Source organism: Methanobrevibacter sp., assembly GCF_045577275.1.
Lineage (GTDB): Archaea > Methanobacteriota > Methanobacteria > Methanobacteriales > Methanobacteriaceae > Methanobrevibacter.
The window spans coordinates 1-20,968 of record NZ_JAZNIB010000064.1 but is presented as its reverse complement, the minus strand read 5'-3'; the positions used below and the strand labels follow the sequence as shown (position 1 = coordinate 20,968).

Annotated in this window: 27 protein-coding genes; 25 read left to right on the top strand and 2 right to left on the bottom strand. The window is 33.6% G+C overall.

Features of this window, described 5'->3' with window-relative positions; translation table 11 throughout:
• Positions 1-187: 187 nt before the first annotated feature.
• The 19 genes from ACKI67_RS02120 to ACKI67_RS02030 all read left to right on the top strand — a co-directional run bounded on the left by ACKI67_RS02120 (position 188) and on the right by ACKI67_RS02030 (position 12,013).
• Positions 188-502 (top strand): Na+/H+ antiporter subunit E, encoded by a 315-nt coding sequence (locus ACKI67_RS02120; protein WP_407461745.1) that lies wholly within the window; start codon positions 188-190, stop codon positions 500-502.
• 115 nt (positions 503-617) lie between these two features.
• A complete protein-coding gene (locus tag ACKI67_RS02115; RefSeq protein ID WP_407461743.1) occupies positions 618-881 on the top strand; it encodes a monovalent cation/H+ antiporter complex subunit F in 264 nt (87 codons plus the stop codon).
• Complete coding sequence (locus tag ACKI67_RS02110; protein WP_407461742.1) at positions 878-1,324, top strand: cation:proton antiporter; 447 nt, start codon at positions 878-880, stop codon at positions 1,322-1,324. Before ACKI67_RS02115 ends, ACKI67_RS02110 begins: the two co-directional genes overlap by 4 nt.
• Complete coding sequence (locus ACKI67_RS02105; protein WP_407461747.1) at positions 1,317-1,550, top strand: hydrogenase subunit MbhD domain-containing protein; 234 nt, start codon at positions 1,317-1,319, stop codon at positions 1,548-1,550. Before ACKI67_RS02110 ends, ACKI67_RS02105 begins: the two co-directional genes overlap by 8 nt.
• The gene (locus ACKI67_RS02100) at positions 1,550-1,912 is read left to right on the top strand and encodes a cation:proton antiporter subunit C (RefSeq protein ID WP_407461741.1); all 363 of its coding nucleotides are present in this window, start codon (positions 1,550-1,552) and stop codon (positions 1,910-1,912) included. Before ACKI67_RS02105 ends, ACKI67_RS02100 begins: the two co-directional genes overlap by 1 nt.
• A complete protein-coding gene (ehbF, locus tag ACKI67_RS02095; RefSeq protein WP_407461740.1) occupies positions 1,909-3,390 on the top strand; it encodes an energy conserving hydrogenase EhbF in 1,482 nt (493 codons plus the stop codon). The genes ACKI67_RS02100 and ehbF overlap by 4 nt, the downstream gene beginning before the upstream one ends.
• The gene (locus ACKI67_RS02090) at positions 3,390-3,725 is read left to right on the top strand and encodes an energy-converting hydrogenase B subunit G EhbG (RefSeq protein WP_407461739.1); all 336 of its coding nucleotides are present in this window, start codon (positions 3,390-3,392) and stop codon (positions 3,723-3,725) included. The genes ehbF and ACKI67_RS02090 overlap by 1 nt, the downstream gene beginning before the upstream one ends.
• Positions 3,718-4,044: an EhbH gene (locus ACKI67_RS02085; RefSeq protein ID WP_407461738.1), complete on the top strand. Its 327-nt coding sequence runs from the start codon at positions 3,718-3,720 to the stop codon at positions 4,042-4,044. The genes ACKI67_RS02090 and ACKI67_RS02085 overlap by 8 nt, the downstream gene beginning before the upstream one ends.
• Positions 4,044-4,553, top strand: coding sequence for an MnhB domain-containing protein (locus ACKI67_RS02080; RefSeq protein WP_407461737.1), 510 nt, complete (start codon positions 4,044-4,046; stop codon positions 4,551-4,553). The genes ACKI67_RS02085 and ACKI67_RS02080 overlap by 1 nt, the downstream gene beginning before the upstream one ends.
• Positions 4,550-4,825, top strand: a complete 276-nt coding sequence (locus ACKI67_RS02075; RefSeq protein WP_407461736.1) for a hypothetical protein — start codon at positions 4,550-4,552, stop codon at positions 4,823-4,825. The genes ACKI67_RS02080 and ACKI67_RS02075 overlap by 4 nt, the downstream gene beginning before the upstream one ends.
• 79 nt (positions 4,826-4,904) lie before the next feature.
• On the top strand, positions 4,905-6,353 hold the full coding sequence (locus ACKI67_RS02070; protein WP_407461735.1) for a 4Fe-4S binding protein: 1,449 nt from the start codon (positions 4,905-4,907) through the stop codon (positions 6,351-6,353).
• A gap of 13 nt (positions 6,354-6,366) precedes the next feature.
• A complete protein-coding gene (locus ACKI67_RS02065; RefSeq protein ID WP_407461746.1) occupies positions 6,367-7,005 on the top strand; it encodes a 4Fe-4S binding protein in 639 nt (212 codons plus the stop codon).
• Positions 7,006-7,452: an NADH-quinone oxidoreductase subunit B family protein gene (locus ACKI67_RS02060; RefSeq protein ID WP_407461734.1), complete on the top strand. Its 447-nt coding sequence runs from the start codon at positions 7,006-7,008 to the stop codon at positions 7,450-7,452.
• A 27-nt stretch (positions 7,453-7,479) separates the two neighbouring features.
• Positions 7,480-8,655 carry a nickel-dependent hydrogenase large subunit gene (locus ACKI67_RS02055; RefSeq protein WP_407461733.1) on the top strand — a complete coding sequence of 392 codons (1,176 nt, stop codon included), beginning with the start codon at positions 7,480-7,482 and terminating at the stop codon, positions 8,653-8,655.
• 70 nt (positions 8,656-8,725) lie between these two features.
• Positions 8,726-9,724 (top strand): respiratory chain complex I subunit 1 family protein, encoded by a 999-nt coding sequence (locus ACKI67_RS02050; protein ID WP_407461732.1) that lies wholly within the window; start codon positions 8,726-8,728, stop codon positions 9,722-9,724.
• 108 nt (positions 9,725-9,832) lie between these two features.
• Positions 9,833-10,096, top strand: coding sequence for an energy-converting hydrogenase B subunit EhbP (gene ehbP, locus ACKI67_RS02045; protein ID WP_298537006.1), 264 nt, complete (start codon positions 9,833-9,835; stop codon positions 10,094-10,096).
• A 134-nt stretch (positions 10,097-10,230) separates the two neighbouring features.
• Positions 10,231-10,890, top strand: coding sequence for a DUF5612 domain-containing protein (locus tag ACKI67_RS02040; RefSeq protein ID WP_407461731.1), 660 nt, complete (start codon positions 10,231-10,233; stop codon positions 10,888-10,890).
• A 98-nt stretch (positions 10,891-10,988) separates the two neighbouring features.
• Entirely contained in the window at positions 10,989-11,690 is a 702-nt protein-coding gene (locus ACKI67_RS02035; protein ID WP_407461730.1) for an AzlC family ABC transporter permease, read from the top strand.
• Complete coding sequence (locus ACKI67_RS02030; protein WP_295605946.1) at positions 11,690-12,013, top strand: AzlD domain-containing protein; 324 nt, start codon at positions 11,690-11,692, stop codon at positions 12,011-12,013. Before ACKI67_RS02035 ends, ACKI67_RS02030 begins: the two co-directional genes overlap by 1 nt.
• A gap of 1 nt (position 12,014) precedes the next feature.
• Here ACKI67_RS02030 and ACKI67_RS02025 read toward each other — a convergent pair whose 3' ends face one another.
• The gene (locus ACKI67_RS02025; RefSeq protein WP_407461729.1) at positions 12,015-12,917 is read right to left on the bottom strand and encodes a Dna2/Cas4 domain-containing protein; all 903 of its coding nucleotides are present in this window, start codon (positions 12,915-12,917) and stop codon (positions 12,015-12,017) included.
• A gap of 418 nt (positions 12,918-13,335) precedes the next feature.
• Positions 13,336-14,448, bottom strand: a complete 1,113-nt coding sequence (locus ACKI67_RS02020; protein WP_407461728.1) for a DNA polymerase subunit beta — start codon at positions 14,446-14,448, stop codon at positions 13,336-13,338.
• A 581-nt stretch (positions 14,449-15,029) separates the two neighbouring features.
• Here ACKI67_RS02020 and ACKI67_RS02015 point away from each other — a divergent pair.
• From ACKI67_RS02015 to coaBC, 6 genes are all read left to right on the top strand, one after another.
• Positions 15,030-15,947 carry a CBS domain-containing protein gene (locus ACKI67_RS02015; protein ID WP_407461726.1) on the top strand — a complete coding sequence of 306 codons (918 nt, stop codon included), beginning with the start codon at positions 15,030-15,032 and terminating at the stop codon, positions 15,945-15,947.
• 216 nt (positions 15,948-16,163) lie between these two features.
• Positions 16,164-16,982, top strand: a complete 819-nt coding sequence (locus tag ACKI67_RS02010) for a CBS domain-containing protein (RefSeq protein ID WP_407461725.1) — start codon at positions 16,164-16,166, stop codon at positions 16,980-16,982.
• A gap of 232 nt (positions 16,983-17,214) precedes the next feature.
• A complete protein-coding gene (gene pheA / locus ACKI67_RS02005) occupies positions 17,215-18,042 on the top strand; it encodes a prephenate dehydratase (protein WP_407461724.1) in 828 nt (275 codons plus the stop codon).
• 205 nt (positions 18,043-18,247) lie between these two features.
• Positions 18,248-19,030 (top strand): hypothetical protein, encoded by a 783-nt coding sequence (locus ACKI67_RS02000; protein ID WP_407461723.1) that lies wholly within the window; start codon positions 18,248-18,250, stop codon positions 19,028-19,030.
• Positions 19,031-19,071: 41 nt separating this feature from the next.
• On the top strand, positions 19,072-19,626 hold the full coding sequence (locus ACKI67_RS01995) for a PsbP-related protein (RefSeq protein WP_407461722.1): 555 nt from the start codon (positions 19,072-19,074) through the stop codon (positions 19,624-19,626).
• 109 nt (positions 19,627-19,735) lie between these two features.
• On the top strand, positions 19,736-20,920 hold the full coding sequence (gene coaBC / locus ACKI67_RS01990) for a bifunctional phosphopantothenoylcysteine decarboxylase/phosphopantothenate--cysteine ligase CoaBC (RefSeq protein WP_407461720.1): 1,185 nt from the start codon (positions 19,736-19,738) through the stop codon (positions 20,918-20,920).
• The last annotated feature ends 48 nt before the right edge of the window (positions 20,921-20,968 follow it).

Sequence of the window (20,968 nt, the reverse complement as noted above, 5' to 3'; positions counted from 1 at the left end):
TATGGTGTTCTTTTTACAAATTTTATAGAGAGGATTTTGTCATAAGAGTATCATAAAATATTTATGATAATTTATCATGATTTGTTATGGTCGGCTAAATTTTTCCAAGAAAAAATTCCTGCTGATTTCGTATAAATTTTTGACATATCGTAAATATATAAAACTAAAACATTATGGGGTTATTTTAATGTTTTTAAGTAGAATTTATTATGCGATTGCTTATTTAGTGGTTCTTATTTTAGAAATTATCAAATCCACAATAGATATGTCTTTGAGGATTTTCAAATCCAATGGTTTTGAGCCTATTGTGATTGATATTGATACTGAATTGAAAAGACCAATATCCCAAACAATTTTGGCCAACAGTATTACTTTAACTCCAGGAACCTTATCTGTAGACTTGGATAGTGAAAATCAAGTCATTAAAGTTGCAGTTATTGCTCCACGTGATGTTAAAGACATTATTCCATTTGAACCTTACATAAAGGGAATGCTGGAATAAGTTCCTTTGCGTTAATTTAGGAAAATAAGCGATTTTATAATTTAATTGAATTTTGTATCTTATTTGTAATGTTTATAAATCTGATTTAGTTTATTAATCATAGAATGTGATGATAATGGATATTTTATTGATTTCTGAGTGTTTTTTAATAATTGCATTGATTGTATTTTCATTTGCAACTTTGAGGATTATTACATATAAATCTACATCCATGGGACTTATAGGTACTTCTTCATTTACTTTAGCACTTACTTTGCTTCTTATAACAGTCGGTACTATTCATAATATCGGATTTTTCAAAGATATTGCTTTAGCTTTACTCTTATTGGGTATTGTTGGAACAATAGCTTATGCAGCAGTTATTAGGAGGGCCGGATGATGTTTGGAATTGATGCTGGTATAATAAATCTCATCCAATCAATCTTGCTTATCATTTCTGCACTTTTGATAATTATTGCAACAGTAGGTGTTTTAAGAATTGATAGAAACTTGGATAATGTAGTCTATGCTAGAATTCATATTTTGGGGATTGTTGATATTGCAGGCATAATTGCATTTATAGCAATAGGTCAACCTTTATTCGCTCTTATTTATTTATTCTTAGCTCCATTATTGGCTCATGCATTGGCTAATGCTTATTTCCATGGAGAAGATACTCTCAATAATCCTGTACTCAATCCAAGTCTTGAAGAGGCTTCTGAAGAGGAAGATGAAGAGGAAACTGAATTGATTGATGAAGTTCTTCTTGAAGATAATTTGGATATGAGTGATGATTCAAGTGAAGAATTAGATGAAGAAAGTGAGGATGATGGCAATGATTGAGGTTGTAGTAATTATTGTTGCAGTTGTAAGCGCTATTATCGCACTTTTACAAAATGACTTACTTAAGGCAGCTATTTTAACAGGTATTTCTGGGTTCTGTGTAGCGATTCTCTTCCAATTGCTCCTTGCTCCGGATGTAGCATTGACACAAGCTATTGTGGAAGGAGCTATTGTCCCAGTATTTATCGCATTGGCTGTTTTGAAAACTAGAAGGAGGGAGGCATAATGGATCTTCAAATGGCTTCTCTATTTGCTTCTGGCGCATTTATAATTATCGGACTTTTTGCAGCAGTATTCATAGATAATCTAATTAAGAAGATTATCGGTATTGCTTTTATTGAGGAAGGAGCAAACTTATTCCTGATCTGCTTAGGCTATAAAGCAGGAGGAGTAGTGCCAATCTTCTTGCCAGGCATGTCAGCAGATTGGTTTGCAGCTAATTCAGCATATCCTTTGCCTCAAGCATTAGTTCTTACAAGTATTGTAATTGGTGCAAGTACTTTAGCAGTGATGTTGGCTTTAGCTATGGTTCTATATAGAAAGCATGGAACCTTAAGCGTATCTGAAATGATGGGGGATGAAAAATGAATTACCTGATTCCATTAATGGTTGTCGTTCCAATATTAGCTGCTTTGATCGTTAACATATTTGGCGGCAAGGATAAAACCGTAAAGGCAATATCCCTTGTTGTAGCTATTGCAATTCCTTTGATTGCAATTCTCGCTGCTGTTGGTGTTCAATACTTCGGAGGTCATGACCCAGCACTTATTGCAAGTTCCCTTCCATCAAATCTTGTAGGTACACTTGCAGCTAGTTATAATACTGGTATTGTTTATATATTTGAAAATATTGAAAGGATTTTCATATTCCTTATGGGCATTGTAGCATTTTTGGCAGTGCTCACATACTTCGCAGAGAAAAAAGAAGTTTCTGGACCTTACTTGTACTTGATCTTTATGGGTATAGCATCAGTAACTGCATTGATGCTTTCCAATGATATATTCAATATGTATGTGTTCTTTGAAATCACTGCACTCACTCAAGTGGGTATCATCATAGCATCAAGCACAGAGGACAATTATGAAATTGCCATGAAATATTTAATCTTAGGTGCTATCGGAGGACCAATGCTCTTATTAGGTATTGGATTTATACTCGGTACGATTGGTTCAGTAAACATCAATGATATAATTTATGCAATAAGCAATAATTTCGTAAACCCATATTCTCCAAGTTTGGTAATCGGTTTTGCATTGATATTGTTTGGATGGCTATACTCAGCAGGTTTGCCTCCATTCCACACTATAAAATCAGCTGTTTACTCCAAGGCAAGACCTAACGGTTCTGCAATATTGCAAGGGTTTTCAGTATTATGCATGCTTGCATTTGGAATTGCAATGTATAAGATATTTGCATACATACCTTACTTCAATACAGCAATAATCGTATTTGCTATTCTTGCAATGGTTTTAAGCATTGCAATGTCTGCAATGGAGGTAGACTTTAGAAGAATGATAGCATTCTTGGCTGTAGGAGAACTTGGTTTCATTGCTTTAGGTTTTGGTATAGGTACAGAATATTCCATTGCTGCAGCATTGTTCCAGGCAACAAATGAAATTGTGATAACTGCATTATTGTTCATTGGATTCGGTACAGTATACTACCTTACAAAAACATCAGACACCAGAAAGTTAGGTGGTTTGATTGCAGTAGATTCAACAATGGCAGTGATGGTATTGCTTGGCGGATTTGCATTGGCTGGTGTTCCTCCATTCAACGGTTTCCAAAGTAAATTGATGCTTGTGCAGGCAGCTTTGGATGCAGGATACACTGAACTTGCTATACTTGCAATCATTGTAAGTGTAGTTATATTCTTTACCTTCGTAAAGGCATTCCATACAGTATACTTGCAGCCAAAACCAAAAGACTTGAAGTTTGCTCATGAGAAAATCCCAAAAGCTACAGTATTCTCTGTAGCAGTATTGCTTATCATTTGTTTGGTATTAGGTATTTTCCCAAACATAGTAACTGATATATTCATTCCATTTGCAGGAGGATTGATCTAATGGCTTTATACCAAAAATTCTTGGATTCTATTAAAGGACTTAAATCAAATTTATCCAAAGACCCTACAACTATGGATAATGTTTCAGGAGCAATTGCAGCAGAATTCTTATTATTCGTTTCCTTGATATTGGCTGCATTGTTCCTAAGACATGTAAGCGTCATCGCTTCCGTAGTTGTAGTCCTATTGGCTGGAGTATTGTTCTTTACAAATATGCCTCTTGCAAGCAAAATAAAATCTGAACAATCAGATTCCTTAGAAAAAATGACATTTTATGTTATGGTAACTCTTGGAATTCTTATTGCAGTAATTTACTGGGGGTTAAAATATGTCTGATTATACTACAAGCATTAGATCTTTGATAATGGCTTTGGCAACCATTATTTTCGCATCCACCTTATTTGATGCATTATATGGTTTCAAACATTTGATACAGCCAGGAATAAGCTTGATTTATAATGCTATAGGAACTCAATTAGCTCCTAACATGGTAACCTTAGTCGTATTCGATTGGAGAGGTTTTGATACATTAGGAGAATCTTTGATTTTGGTTACTGCAGTACTTGTAGTATTGCTTGTATTCGGCAAAGGAAAAATATTGGATAAGAATATAAATTCTGACAGTTTAGTTGTTGATGAAGGGGATGATGAATAATGGCAGAAGGTAAAAAATCTCCAAACTGGAATAAGAATGACAGCAGTCCAATATTGAAGATAATGACACTCCCAATAGCAATTATCATGATTGCATTAGGAATCATGACTATTTTAGGAGGTCACATAACTCCTGGTGGAGGTTTCCAAGGTGGAGCAATGATTGCAGGAGCAATCATTTTCTGTGTTATAATTTATGGCGTAGATGGCAGTCCATTGAAGATGTCTCATAAATTCATTTCCACATTGGAATCTGTTGGAGCTTTAGCTTATGTATTGCTCGGTTTAGCTGGACTTGCCTTAACTGGTTCATTCCTCTATAATGTAGGTGGAAACCTTTATGGACTTGTTCCTCCGGCTATGGCAGCAATATTCTCATATCCTGATGTAACCCATGCAGGAATTGTTCCTTACTTAAACATCGCAGTTGGATTGAAGGTATTTGTTGGTTTAAGTGCAGTTGTAATTGCATTTTCACAATTTAAAAAATTAGCGGAGGAAGAGGAATGAGTTTCGCTAATATTGTTATTGGACCAATTATCATTGCTTTGATCTTTGGATTCATTATAGGAACAAGGCTCAATTTGAAAGAGGAAAACAGCTTTAAGTTTACTGCCGGTGCAATTGTCGCCCTTATTGTAGGGGGATTCATAATGTCTTATGATATAGGGCAATTTGCCACTTATCCAGACTTGCCAATAGCTACCGTATTTTTAGCTGCTGTAATTGGCGTTTTGATTGGCAGTGCATTATTAGGAGGACGAGCGAAAGGAGATCATTAGGAAATGGGATTTATTTCAATCGATCTTTTGATTGGTTGAATTATGGTTAATGGTCTACCTATTATTAAGGAGAAGAATCATGTATTTAACAACTAATAAGTGTGATGGACAAGGAGATTGTATAAGGAATTGTCCAAGTGAAGCAATACGCTTTATAGATAATACATCTTTTAGCTGTATGTGTTGTGGTGCTTGCTTCGAAGCTTGTCCAAATCATGCAATATTTGAGAATAAATACGGTGGATATGTTGTAGATAGGGCAAAATGTAATGGATGTGGTGTTTGTGAATTCACCTGCCCTATAGAAAGCATTCATCTTGATAATGGAATTGTTAAGGGTATCTGTTCACGTTGTGGAGTCTGTGAAGAAGTCTGTACCAGAAATGCAAGGGTCGATACAGACAACCTAGTTTTAGACAAGCAAAAGGTTTTGCTTAATTCATTGAAAATGGTTGCAAATACTGTAGGTTTCGGTGCAGGAGTCAAAAAGATTGAAAATATGCAACTTCCTGTAAAATCTGACAAGACCGCAGATAGGGTTTGCATCAGCACAGACCTTGAGAAATGTGTAAAATGTGGAAGATGTGCATATTACTGCCCTACAAGATCCATTGAAGTTATCATTCAGGATGAAGGATATTGTGTAGGATGTAAGGTATGTGAAGACTTATGCCCTACCGGTGCCCTAAAAGATGGAGAATACGACAAAAGCCTTTGTACTTTATGTTTAGCTTGTGTTGAAAACTGTGTAAATGATGCATTAAGCGTCAATGACTTTAAGATTATTCGAAACATTAAGGATGACACATTATATTCCAATGTTGAAGGAAGCATTGTCAGCTGTCTAAACTGTGGATTATGTAAGGAAACATTTGACAGCCCGGCATTGGTCAAGAATGAGAATGCCTTAAGATATGACCCTTCACTTGATGAGGATACAGAAGAGAATAAGGCAAAACGTCTTGAAGCGATTTATGCCTGTCCAGTTTCATCCTTAACAGAAAGTGAAGACAATAAACTCTTCGGATACTGTGTATCCTGTGGTAAATGTGTAAATGAGTGTAAGGAAGATGCAAGAAACTTCCAAATCGTATCTTGGGATGGGGAAGTCAGCGGTGACTGCATTTCATGTGGAATCTGTGCTGAACTATGTCCTCAAGATGCAATCACATTAACAAAAGGAGCAATCAATGTTGACTTGGATAAATGTATTATATGTGAAACCTGTGGAATTCACTGTCCAACTGATGCGATTCCTAAAACAACAAGCGTCAAGTATGAAATCTCTGGTGGATTCAATTACATTGATGAAAACCTTTGTGTGAAATGTGGATTATGTAAGGACATTTGTCCTGAGGAAGCAATTTACACAGTTGAGATTTCAAATGATGAAGCAAATCTTGGAACAAAGAATAAGAATCTGAGATTTGTTGTTGATGACGATAAATGTATTTATTGTGGAGCTTGTATGAACATCTGCCCATCTAAATCATTTATATTCGAAAGAGAGTTTAATAGGGTGAATTAGGAGTTTGATAGAAATGAAAGATGTATTGAAAATAATGCTTAATGGAGCTTATACTAATTTCAAAAGGATTCTCTTTGCTTCAGATAGAGTAACTGATATGGAACTCCGTAACGCTATTCTTACTGGCACTGTTGAGCCAGACAAGAAAGTTGATGAAGAAGCTTGTATTGGCTGTGGAGGTTGTGCAAATGTCTGTCCAACCGGTGCAGTTACAATGAAGCCATTGCAAAACCCTGTAAAGCTTAAGGAAGGATGGGTAAAAACTGAAGTTCCGGAACTTGATCCTTTAAAATGTGTAGTTTGCTATTGGTGTCATGACTTCTGCCCGATATATTCATTCTTTGAAGAGGCAGGAACCATTCACCCAGGAAATGTTGGTGAAATTCATATTGACACTAAGGAATTGATGGAGGAACCTATTAAGATATCTCAAGAAAAGATTGCCTTCATTTCCCAATACCTATCAGACAAATCATTATTGTCTGAAAACATAGTTGCTGATGGTGAGGATATTGGTGAAGTGGGAGCAGGCCTTGAGAGAGTGTCCAAAATCAAGGACATTCAGGATAACATCAATGAGAAATATGAAAAGGATGCTCAAAGAGGTTCTCAAATTCCAAAAGAAAGTTCTGACAATGAGGGAGGTGAATAAATGAGTCTTAAAACACTTGCAAGATCAAAAGCTATCCACATCATGTTAGTTTATACCGGTGGATGCAACGGTTGTGATATTGAGATTGTAAATGCAGTTTTATCTCCTAAATTTGATATGGAACAATATGGTGTATTTTTAACTTGGAATCCTCGTGAAGCGGACATTCTCGTTGTTACAGGACCAGTTACTCATGACAATAAGGAACCTCTTATAGATATTTATAATGCCATTCCAAATCCAAAGCTTGTTGTTGCAGCAGGTGCTTGTGCAGTTATGGGTGGAGTCTATAAGAATTGTTATGGAGACATTCCTTCAGAAGAGATTGAAGGACCTGTTGAAAATGTAATTCCAGTTGATGCAAAGGTTCCAGGTTGTGCTGTAAGACCTCAAGATGTTTTAGCAGGAGTTGTTGCAGCTTTGCCACATTTGTTAAATGCTGATTAATCATTAAATGTATTAAAGAGGGATAAGATGGAAGAAAAGAAAGCGAAAAAGCAGGAAATCATAGAAACTGAAATCCAAATGGGTACAGTTCACCCTGCTGCTTTAGAACCTTATAGGGTTAGATTTTTCGTAGAAGATGAGATAATTAAGGATGCGGAAATCACAATTGGTGTTAACCATAGAGGTATTGAGCGTATTATGGAAGGTCTTCCAGTGGAAAAAGCCAATATGCTTACTGAAAAGATTTGCGGTATCTGTTCAAATTCACATACATGGAACTCTGTAAGAACTGCTGAAAAAGGTCTTGGAGTTGAAGTGCCTGACAGAGCGGTTTATATTCGTGTAATCGTCGGAGAGCTTGAAAGATTGCACAGTCACTTATTGTACTTAGGTCACGGTTGTGAAACTTTGGCTCATGAAACCTTTTCCATGAGGGTTTTCTTCATTAGGGAAACCATTATGGACCTTTTAGGAATGATTGGAGGTAATCGTGTTCAATATGGTTGTTCCATCATTGGTGGTGTAAGGCCAAGATGTGAATTGGATGACAATAGAATCCGCAGAATATTGGATGGTATGGACCTTGTAGAAAAGAACGTTGCAGACTTTGCAGACAGGTTCGTTCATGATTCAATAGTATTGTCAAGGATTACCGGTACAGGTTACATTCCACAGGAACAGGCTCTTAAATTAGCAGTATCTGGACCTACATTACGTGCTACTGGTGTAAAGAGAGATTTAAGAACAGACATGTATGAGTATGATAACTTCGATTATGACATCATAACTCAAGATACCGGTGATGTAAAGGCACAGCTTCTCATGAGAGTGTTTGAAATTTTTGAAGCAATCAAGATTATTCGCCAAGCCATCAGAGACTTGCCTGATGGTAAAATCACTGACAGATCTTGGGAAATGGTTGATACCGACTTGATTGAAAGTTATATTGAAGTTCCAAGGGGAACATTGTATCACTCCTATGCCATTGAGGATGGAAGAGTTCGCCATTGCATTATAAGGACTCCTTCAATGAGCAATATTGGAGCTATGCAATATGCATGCATTGGCAATCACATCACTGACGGTCAGTTATGTATTGTACAGTGCGATCCATGCTTTACCTGTTCCGATAGGGCAATAGAAGTTTATGATACAAAAAACAACAAGTTGGACAAATCAATCTTGCAATCCAATATTCATTAAAGGTTTAAAGTTTAAAATTAATTCAAATTCATGTTTACGTTTAATTAAAAATTATTATGAGGAAAGAAAAATGGCATTTGAAATATCACTTATTTCAATTTTAGAGGTTATCTTAACACTTATCATAGCTTTGTTCATAGGTGTTTTGATTCCTGGAATTGAAAGGAAATATGTTCAAGCAAGGATTCAGCAAAGAATCGGACCACCTGTTACAAGTCCAGGGCTATGGGCATCAGTCAAATTCCTGTTTAAGGAGAACATAAGACCTAATTCTCCAGCACCTGGATTATATAAGGCAATGCCTATCCTTTGTTTCATTGCAGTACTCGCAGTATTCTTGGCATTGATGCCTGAGAATTATAAGTTTATGGCCTTTGCTAGCCTAATAGCTATTGTTGGATTCTTAAAAGTTGAAGAAATTGCTTATGTTTTAATGGGTTCCTTATCCAAATCTGTAATGAGTATCAATCTAAGGTTCCCAGATCATGCGAAAGGTGCTGAAAGACCAGGTTTACTCGTATCATCCATTGAAGACATCAGTTCAAACAGATCCCTTAGGATGATTATCTTTGGTTCATTCCCACTGTATTTGGCTTTATTCATACCTGCAGCCTTATCAAAAAGCATTTATTTAGGAGAAATTGTAGCTTATCAGCAAGCTAACGGACCAGTCCTATTCACTTTGGCAGGTATTATCGGAACTGTCGTATTCTTTATAGGATATATGATTCTATTGAACGAATATCCATTTTCCTATATCAAGGCTAAATCAGATGTAATTGAAGGACCATATATGGAACTTGCTTCCAAATACAGAACATTTGTTTACTTGACCAGAGGATTCTTGATATTTACTTTAGGTTTAATGTACTGTGTATTGTTCTTAGGTGTTGCACCAGAACTCTTCTCACTTAAATTTATAGTATGTATTATCGTTTCACTATTGTTGCCTGTCATTATGGCAATTGTAAGTGCATTCTCTCCAATATTTACCAATAGGCAGTTATATCCTACTATATTGATCACTTCTGCTCTCGGAACTTTAGCTATGGTTATTGCATTGTTCTAGATGAGTTTAGATGGTTTAGTTTGGTTTAAATTGGTTTAGATTGGATTTGGATATTGATTATAGAAATTTGTACTAATTGAATTTTTTAAATTTAATTGTGGTGATTTAATGAAATTTGTAATTAGGCCTTATCACATAATGAGTCTCGGAGGTTATATTGTAGAATATGATTTCCCTTATAGGGATTTGATCATTGTCAATGAAACTCCAGAAGAGATCAAGTTTGAGATTCCGGTATTTGACGGATCTTACATTGAAGAGTATGAAAAGTTAGGCCTTAAGGTTATTCCTGTCAGCGAACATGACAGCTATTTAAATTTATATAAAAAAGCGCATGCAGAGTTAGACGCGCTTAAGGCAAAATTAGATTAATTGGAGAAATTTCGTATTTGTTTTCCTCATAAAAAATTTTTAAACTATTCTCCAATTAATCTTTTTTATTTTTAAAAGTAATTTTTAGACAATCTTTAAATAATTGAATATTTTAAGTATTATTAGGTAATATTATGAATAGTATTTCTTTAACAATTACAACTAAAGAAGAGAAAGGAGTTCTAGACGAGATAACAGATATTCTCTCAAGTCATGGAATCAATATTTCATATGTTCATCTTTATGTGAATAATGATGTTGGGACATTGAATTTAGAGCTTGACAATGTCGAAGAGCTTGATGAACTCATCAAGGATTTGGAGTCTAAGGATTTTATTTTAGACATTGAAATTCATGGTTCATTAAATGACATTTTCGGTAAAAGGATTCTTATTTTCGGTGGCGGAGCTCAGGTATCTCAAGTTGCAGTTGGAGCAATTACAGAAGCGGACAGACACAACATACGTGGAGAACGTATAAGTGTGGATACCATACCTTTAGTTGGGGAAGGAAATATTGCAGAAGCGGTTGATGCTGTAAACAGATTGCCTCGTGTACATGCACTTGTTCTTGCAGGATCCTTGATGGGAGGCAAGATTACAGAGACTGTCAGAGCGCTTAAAGAAAAACATGAAGATTTGATTGTAATTACCTTAAACATGCCTGGAAGCGTTACAAAAGAGGCTGATTTGATTGTAACCGATCCTGTTCAAGCAGGTGTAATGGCAGTTATGGCAGTTGCAAGCACTGCTGTATTTGATGTAAAAAGATTAGGGGATAATATTAAATTTTAATTTTTTATTTCCTCCATCTTATCTATTTTTATTAATGATTTTTTTAGCTATTTTTGGAGTTGTTTTATATTAGTAGAAAGGAAAAGTTAGTACATGGTATGAAGTTAGGTATTCCAATTACCTTTGGATACATTCCAATGGGTATTGGATATGCTGCTTTAGCTATTAAGGCAGGGCTCTCTCCATTTGAGACTGTTTCAATGTCTGTGCTAATTTATGCAGGGGCAGGACAAATTATGATAGCTACCATGTTGGCTCAAGGAGCTACTCTTTTCAATATTGTTTTGACTTCATTTGTGCTTAATTTCAGATATTTTGTAATGAACACTTGCATTTACAACAAGGTTGATGATGCTTCCCTTGCTGTAAGAATACCTTCATCACACCTGGCTGTTGATGAAGCATTTGCAATGTTTATGCTAATGGAGGAGTCTTCAATATGGACTTATATAGGTCTTGCAGGAATTGCATGGCTCTCTTGGATTTTTGGAGCAATCATTGGGGTCATTGTCTTGAATGTGCTTCCTATAATTGTTGCAAACAGTTTCAATATTTCATTATATGCTTTATTTGTAGCACTATTGGTTCCTGCAGTTAAGGAAAGTAAGGAATTGGCTATTTTAGTTGTTATAACAGCTATCTTAAATGTTGTATTGCAGTTTTTCATTGGAAATTGGTCATTGATTATAGCTATTCTTCTAGGTGCTGTCATTGGGATGTATATAGTTGATGATGATACTGTTTTAGGGGATGCCTATAAGACAGGTGACGAAAATTGCAGTAAGGAGGAGGTGCAATAATGAATATAACTTTACTCATTATTCTTTGTGCACTTGTTACCTTCATTCCAAGGGTAATTCCAGCTATCTTTATGGAAAGATTGAATTTCTCTCCAAAATTCGAGAAATTCTTGAATCTGATTCCATACACTGCACTTGCTGCACTTATTTGTCCTGGTGTATTGACTGTAGACCCTAACTTATGGTACATAGGTCTAATTGGAGCAGTAATTGCAGGTGGTTTAGCATGGAAAAAGGTACCTCTTGGAGCTATCGTTATTTTAACTGTGATAGTTTTAGTTGCAGTTTACTTAATTGTACCGTTTTTCCCAGTTTTAATTTAATTTAGCTATTGTCACATAGCTCCTTATATTCACAGTTTTCACACTTTTTTAAATTGGTCTTGACGGTAGGTATTTCTCCATTTTCAACTATCTTGTTCACACTGGTCAAGACTTTAAAAAAGCTCTTTCTTGCATCAGTATCTATTATCACTGCTCTTCGATCAGCTATTTTCAAGTAATCAATGTATGCCACTGTAACATAAGTGTTGAATTCCTGTTCTATTAGAAGTGCATTAGCTATTGCTTCCATGAAATCGCCATCCCAAACTCCATTTATTGGAGGATTTGATGATTTTAGTGATATGGGGAAGTAGTTTCCCTTTTCGACTTCGATTTTATCTATAACTCCAATCAAGTCAAGACCTATGTCTCTTATTAGATAGTTATACATGCAAGTTGGGAAAAACAGGTTTTTTATTTCACTTCCGTCCTTATCAAGAACTTTCATGGATTGGGATACTTTTAAAGAAAGTATTTTGAGATTTAGGTTTATTTCATCTATCAACTCCTTTTTTAATTCCTTAAGCTTTTCATCTTCATTTTCTTCGGTTTTTATTTCACTATTGTTTTCATCTATGAATTCTATTTCATCATCCTTTTTGAGGTTGCTTTCATCTTCATTTTCCTTATTTCTGTTCTTTTCATTTATCTCTTCGATAATGTCAAAGGTTGTCTTCACTTGATTGCTTATTCCTATTGCAAGTCTTTTTTCTATTTCTTTCTCGCTCATATCCTTTTTGACATGTCTTAGGTTTTTTGAAAGAATGTCTTGAATGTCCATTCGAAGATCCTTCAATGTTTTTGAGATGAAATAATCCTCTTCTGTTTCTTCATCTATATTGCTTTGGAAATACAATTTCAAAGGACAGAACATATAACTTTTAATTGTAGATACACTTATCATTTTTTTAACTCCATATTATTTATTTTTTCAAAAATTTATTGGTAAATTATTCTTTATTTTTCATATAATAAATAATATGTGGTTATTTTTAATTATAACTTGTTAAAAATAGTTTATTTTATAAAATAATTATAATTTTTTAGTTTAATTAGAATTTAAGAGTTTTTAATCAATTTTTATATTAAGTTGGAAAATTGATTTTATCTTGAAATTTTGATAAAATTTTTCCTACATTTTAATTATAAAAACGATTCATTAAAATGATGTTTGTTGATAAAGTTTTGTTAATTTTAATCCGTCTTTTAAAAATAGTTTAATTTATATTAAAATTATAAAAATAGTTTTGAATGCAGATAGATAAATTTAGTTAAAATTAGTAAATAATTTAAAAATAAAAAAGAAAAATAAGAAATCCAATCTAAACTGGACTTTCTCTTAACTTAATATATTCATTTAAAGATTCTCTTGTAGTTCCAACAAGTATTCTATACTTTTCAAACTCTCCATTTTTAAGAACCTTTTCTATTTTTCCTCTTGCAACTACTTCTTCTCCATCAACTACTTCTCCAGCATATGTGTGAGTAAGTGATGCAAGCTCTGAGATTTCAATATCAGGACCTTCTAAGATTTCAACATCTTCTATTGTATATACAGCAGGATTGTCAAAAGCTCCTAATGCACTTTTGATTGTGCAGTTAACTTTCGCAAATCCTTCTGGTTCGTATACGGTATCTCCCCAGGTACCTTCAATCTCATCATAGTTTCTGGTAGCTAGAATGTCAAACAATGTTTCTCTAATTAATCCTCTATTGCTTTTACGTTCTTCATACCAAGCAAACTCTTCTTTAGTTAGGCTGTCGTCCTTGATTCTCTTTTCATATACGAAGTCCCAGAAATCATCATTGATTCTGTTGAGTGTGATTGATTTGTCTAATTCGTCTATGAAAACTGGCTTGTCTTTGTTGTCTTTGTATGCCTTGATTGCATTTCTATGGTTTTCAAGTCCATAAACTACAAAATCAAGATCTGAAGTTCCTGCCTTTTGAAGTCCTGGCAATATTGATCCTGAAATTCCAAGGTCATCATAGCCGATTCCTGCTACATAATGGAAAAAGTCTGATAAGTCGAATAGTTTGCTTAAAAGCTCTTCTTTATAGTCAAGTTCTTCTCCATTCGCTACTTTAGTGTTGATTTCATCGTAGTAAGTTGCTCTAAGACCCTTTAATCTTTCTTCTGGCTTGATGATTTTTTCAACCTTGTCTATAGGAACTCCCATCATTTCTACGTTTGTAACGTCACAGAAGTATAAGTAATCTGGGTGATTTTCCCTGAGGTATGCATATGCTTCTTCAGATCCTACTTTGGAATATCTGATTCCATCCTTTTCCCTATCTCCATTTTCATCTGGTATGTATCTTAAGAAGCAGATAATCCTATCTTCAGGGTGAATATAATTGGTTGAAGCAAATAATAATCCATCTGTGCTTATGATAAAATCTCTTGTTCTTACGGTTTTTTTAGTTTTTTCCATTTTAATCCCTTAAAATTTTTATGATTTGATTAATGCAATTATTAAAAATATTTGTATTATATTTTATTATATATTTATTTTATGTGCTTATTATTAATATAAGTATAATATTTCTATTTTTTTAAAATTTTACTAAATTTCCTTAATTTTAGATAAAATTTTTAGGCATTTCAAAAATAAATCGATAAGAATATTAACTATCAAAACCTAACTAATAATGTAGTTAGTTCTATGTCATTTATTTAAATTTTCAATTTAAATTTCTAGAGGGCTTTAATTGATTTAAAGCTTGAATGATAGAATTAATGATATATAAGAACTTCCCACAAATCCATAATTTCAAAAATAAATTATGAATCGTCCATTGCTGTAATAGCTTAATTATAGACTTTATTTCTATATTATTGTATTGGGTGTAAATTGTAGACTTAAAATTCTTTAAAAACCATTTTTTTAATGAATTTTTTAGGATATGCTTTGTCATTTGGTCAATAATATTTCCTGCGAGTTCTATAACTTGATTATTATGGTAGGATTTGTAATTTAGACCTGGAAGAATTATTAAATCCGGAGGTGTCGATATGAAAGACAAAAACACTAAAAACTTGAGAAAATCTATGAATCGTGGTTCTGTTGAACATGAAAGTAAAGTAGCTGAAAATGAGGGCGAAATCATGACTCTCGCTAAAAAAGATGTCATTTGCATTCCTCAAACCAAGTCCATTAAGGAAGCTGCTGAAATGATGATAGAACATGGATTCAGAAGATTACCAGTAACCCATCCTGGCTCAAATAAACTTTTGGGTATTGTAACTGCTATGGATATTCTTGATTTCCTCGGTGGAGGAAGTAAATTTGACATAATAGAAAAGAAACATAATGATAATTTCTTGGCAGCTATCAACGAACCTGTCAAAGAAATCATGACAAGAGATCCTATTTCTATTAGTCCTAAATATTCTATTAGAGAAAGTGTCGATGTAATGACCGAAAACGGTATTGGATCTTTACCAATCGTAGATAAAGAAGAAAAAGTAGTGGGAATAGTCACTGAAAGAGATTTCGCATTAGCACTTGCAGGTTCCTTGACTAATGAAACTGTAGGTGATATCATGATTAAGGATGTTATTACTACCACTCCTGGAACTCCTATTGAAAGCTGTTCCAAAATTATGGTAAGAAATAACTTAAGAAGAATTCCTGTAGTTGAAGAAGGTAAATTAATAGGAATTGTAACTTCAACTGATATCTTAAGATTCTTTGGTGATAAAGAAATGTTTGCTTCTATGACCTCTAATAGTGGTTTAGATGTTTTAAAAAGAAAAATTTGTGATATCATTAAACCGAATATTTTAGTTACTGAGCCTAATGTTAGATTAGGAGACTTATGCGGTTTATTAGCTGAAAAGAACATTGGTGGTGTTCCTGTAGTTGAAGATGAAGAACTAGTAGGAATCGTCACCGAAAGAGATATTTTAAACACAGTTTTAAAAGATTAATCAATCAATCTTTTTAAATAATTGACGATTGTTTCTTTTTTAAAAGATTCAATCAGGTAGCTATTGTTGAACTTTAAGAGATAGCTATTGGTAGGTTAATAGTTTATATCTTTGATTAGATACGCTATGAGATATAATTCAATCTAAAATAAGAATTGATTTTATTTTAGATTATTTCTAATAGCTATTTCATTGTATTTTATCGTTGGTGTTATTATGAAAATCAAAAATATAATGTCTGAAAATGTGGTATCTATTGATAAGAATTTAAACATATGTGATTGTCTAAGAATGATGTATAAGGATAACTTATCTAGAATACCTGTTACTACTACCAATGAAAATAAGAAAGTTTTAGTTGGAATTATCTCAGAAAAAGATATAGCTGATAAATTAGGCTCCGCTAAATATGGTAATATGGCTCCTTCCCATTTCCATGTATCAACTGTAATGGTTAAAGACTTGATTACAGTGGATGAGGACGATGACATAACTGAAGTGGCAAAAATTTTGATTGAAAAGAATATAGGTGCTCTTCCAGTTTTATCTGATGGTGAAATGGTAGGAATCGTAACTAAATCTGATTTCATATATTTATGCAAAGCAAAAGCATATGAAAAGATTTCAGTTAAAGATATTATGACTAGAGATATTATTTCAATATCTGCTGATGACCGTTTAGTTCATGCAAGAAAAGTTATCATGGATTCAGGTGTAGGACGTTTGTTACTCACTGAAGACAATGAGCTTGCAGGAATTATAACTTCAAAAGACATTGCAAAAGCATTTGTTTCATTCAGGAAACACACTCCTGATAAGTATCAATCTTCTCAGATTAAGGAATTGACTGCTGGAGATTACATGTCTACTCATGTAGATACAATTTCTCAATATGCAACAATTCCACAGCTTGCAGATGCAATGTTGGAAACAGGTTATAATGGTTACCCTGTAGTTGACGATGATGATCAAATTATAGGAATCGTAACCCAATCAGATCTGCTAAAATTAATTTATGAGATTGAAACTCAATAAATGTGAGTTTAGTAAATTGGTTTTAGTTTAAGCATAAGATTTTCTTATGCTTTATTTTTCTTTTTTTCTTGTACTTTTTTTAAGATTTATTCATTGATTTTATTTTTATGTGCTATTTTGACTTATTTTAACAATTTGGCTTAAATACTTAGTTTATTTAAGTTTTTAATACCTTACTGTTTTTATAGTATAAGAAATATATAAAAAATAGTAAATATTTTGGAGATTTTTTATGATAAACGATAAAGTTGCATTTTTAGGACCTCAAGGAACCTTCTCTCACGAAGCTGCATCATTGGTCAGTGACAATTTGATTTCCTACTGTTCAATACAGCAGGTTATGGGTGCTGTTGAAAGAGGGGAATGTGTATGCGGTATTGTACCTATTGAAAATTCCATTGAGGGTCCAGTTAGCTTGACTTTGGATTCATTAATTCATAATTTTGATTTGAAGATTAAAAATGAGATAGTCATTCCGATCAATCATAATCTGTTGGCTGCTAAGGAAATGAGTGTTGATGAGGTAGAAAACGTCTATTCACACTCACAGGCTTTAGGTCAATGCCAACCTTATTTGGAAAGACACGGCATAACTGCCCATTATACCTTAAGCACAGCTGCAGCTGCAAAGAGGGTTGCAGAAACCGGTGAAGGAGCAGCTATTGGTACATTGAAGGCAGCTGAATTGTATGATTTAAAGGTCATTGATACAAATATTCAAGAGAATTTCAATAATGAAACCCGTTTTGTTGTTTTGGATAATGATGATGCACAGATTACAGGAAATGACAAGACATCCATCTCATTCTCATTATTTGAGGATAAGCCTGGTGGACTTTATGAACTTTTAGGCCTATTTGCAGATAATGACATAAACTTGACTAAAATTGAGTCACGCCCATCTAAAGAAGGTTTGGGTCATTATATATTCTTCATAGATCTTGAAGGTCATAGGTTAGATGAGAATATATGTTCTATTTTAAATGATTTGGAGAATAACACTTCATTCTTTAAGATTTTAGGTTCTTATCCAATCTTTAATGAAGATTTATTCAAATAATCTTTTTTTATTTCTCCAATTTTTCTTATTTTTTTATTTTTTATACAGATTCATTTCCCAATTCATACTTTCATACCCTTTTTTATTTAATTATATTTATAATATATAAAATTCATATATTAGATTAGTATAAATTAAATTTTTTATAAAACGCAATGTTTTTTGTAAAATTGTTTATAATTAAATTCATTATAGGAGGAGAAGTATGAATCAAGATAGGAAGAAACTTATGCAGATTTTACATAATCTTGAAAGAGATTATGAAGCAGGTCTTATCTCTGAAGAAAAGTATTTCTATTTAAGAGATCAGTATATGCATAAGATAAAAACTATTGAAGTTAGTGATAGAATCCGTGCGATGCAAGGAAAAGAAGAAACTCCTTCTTCATTAAATTCTAGAGAAAAAAATTATGAAAGAAATCGTGAGGAAAAAGAAAAATTAGTTCGCAAATATGTTCATAATCCTGATTCTTATACAGTATCAAAGAAACCTGAGGAGTCTTCAAATTCAAGCCCTTGGTTTGTAGCTTTTGCAGTGGTATTTCTGCTTATAGCATTTGGTGCTGGGATTAGTTTTGGAATGAGCAGTATTGTAGGCGGTGATGATGATGTTGCTCATCTCTTTTCTGATAGCGGGGCAACAATAAATGATACTGCATTTCCTGAAGTAAAAGTAAACAAATCAATAAGTAGCAATTATACAAAATCTTACTCAAATAGTTCTACATATAGTTCCTCATCAAGTTCTAGCTCTTCATCAAGTTCCAGTTCATCCTCAGATAGTGGCACTAATGATGGCGGTTCTTCAGGAGGTGGCTCTTCTGACGGAGGTAGTTCCAGTGGAGGAGGTAGTTCTGACGGTGGTTCTTCCGGTGGTGGAGGATCATCTGGTGGTGGCTCTTCCGGTGGAGGTAGTTCCGGTGGTGGAGGATCATCTGGTGGTGGTTCTTCTGACGGTGGTTCTTCAGGCGGAGGTTCTGATGAATAAATATATTGATGGCACTGCCATTATTATTTGGAGATATTAATATGAAAAAGATCATTGGTATAGGATTACTAATAATTATATTGATTGTAGGAGTTTCATTTCTTGTAAATTTCCCTATATTTGGAAATCATAGTGAGGATGTGAATGCTTCCCAGCAATCAGTGGACTATTCTGAGAATGGAATTTCATTATCAATGCCTGGAGATTGGGTTTCTGCAGATTCTAAGTCTAATGAATCAGTTTTAGCAGTTGCAAAACCTGACCCAAAGGATTCTTCAGGCTTTAGCAGCATTAATTTAAATATTGAAAAGAAATCTAAAGCCCGTTCTCTTCAATCAGAATTCAATTCTAACTATAATATTTTGTCTCGTAATTCTGATTTCAACATTTTATTTATGGGTAATGTTTCTTTCAATGGCAAACCTGCTATGGAAGCAGAATATACTTCTGTATCTGATAATGTGACAAAACATCATAGAGCTATTTGGTTCCAGGAAGGATCTGACCTTTATGTTATTTTATGTTCCGCTCCTGATTCTCAATATGAAGAATTAAAAGGAACTTTTGACTTTATAATTAACAGTATTAAGATGTAATTAAGTCTAACTTGTTTAGATTTAATTACTCAATTATTTTTTAGATAAATTTTTTATAGATTTTAGATTTAATTTTAAATAAATTATATTATGATATTGACGTGATTATATGGAAATTATATTGTGTGTCACTGGTAGTATTGCAGCTACAGAGACTATTAAATTGGCAAGAGAATTTAGAAGGCAAGGCCATGCTGTCAAGGCGTTCATGACCACTGAAGCTACTAAGATAATTCATCCAAATGCTTTAGAGTTTGCTACTGGTCAAGAGGTAGTTGTAGAGTTAACCGGTAAAATTGAACATGTGAAATACGCTCAAGCGGATTTGATTTTAGTTGCTCCAGCAACTGCAAACACTATCAGTAAATTTGCATATAGGATTTCAGATAATCCGGTGAATACTTTATTGATTACTGCTTATGGCCATGATACACCAATCGTATTTGTGCCTTCCATGCATGATTCAATGTATGATGCAGTAAGCGATAATGTTCAGAAATTAAAAGATGATGGAATCATATTCGTCAATCCACGTATTGATGAAGGAAAAGCCAAATTCCCAGCTATTGAAGATATCGTTCTTGAATCAATAAGAACAATTAATCTGGATAAAGTTGAAAAAGGCGATGCAGATGATACTTTGTCTAATATAGCAGGTAAAAATATTCTTATTAGTTTAGGCGGAACTTTTGAGGAAATCGATCCTATTAGAGGTATTTCCAATAGGTCTTCTGGAAGAATGGGTTTGGAATTGGCTAAAGAAGCTTTCATTAGAGGAGCTAATCTAACAATCTTGGCTGCTCATCATGAAGTTTCCATTCCAAAGGTTTTAAATGTGATTGATGCAGAATCAACAACTGTTATGAATGAGAGAATAGATGAATTAATTCCTGATAATGATATATTCATAGCTACTGCTGCTGTTTCTGATTTCACTCCAATAAGCAAGGAAGATTCTAAAATATCATCATCCTATAACTTATCCTTAGAATTTGAGCCGGTCTCAAAGATCATTCATAGGATTAAGAAGATTAATGAGGACATATTCCTCGTTGGATTTAAGGCGGAATATGATATTTCAGAAGAAAAGATGATTGAGTGTGCTAAAACTCAAATGCAAAAGGCAGGAACTGATTTGGTTGTAACAAATGACGTTGCCCATAAGGGATGCGGTTTTGGATCTGAAACCAATGAAGTGATTCTTGTAAGTGATGAAATCAAGAAGGTTTCCTTAAATTCTAAAAAAGAGATTTCCAAATCAATCTTTGATGAGATTTCTAAAAAGTTAAATTAATTTTTAATTTAACTATCTTATTTTCTTTTTTTATTTTTTTTATATTAT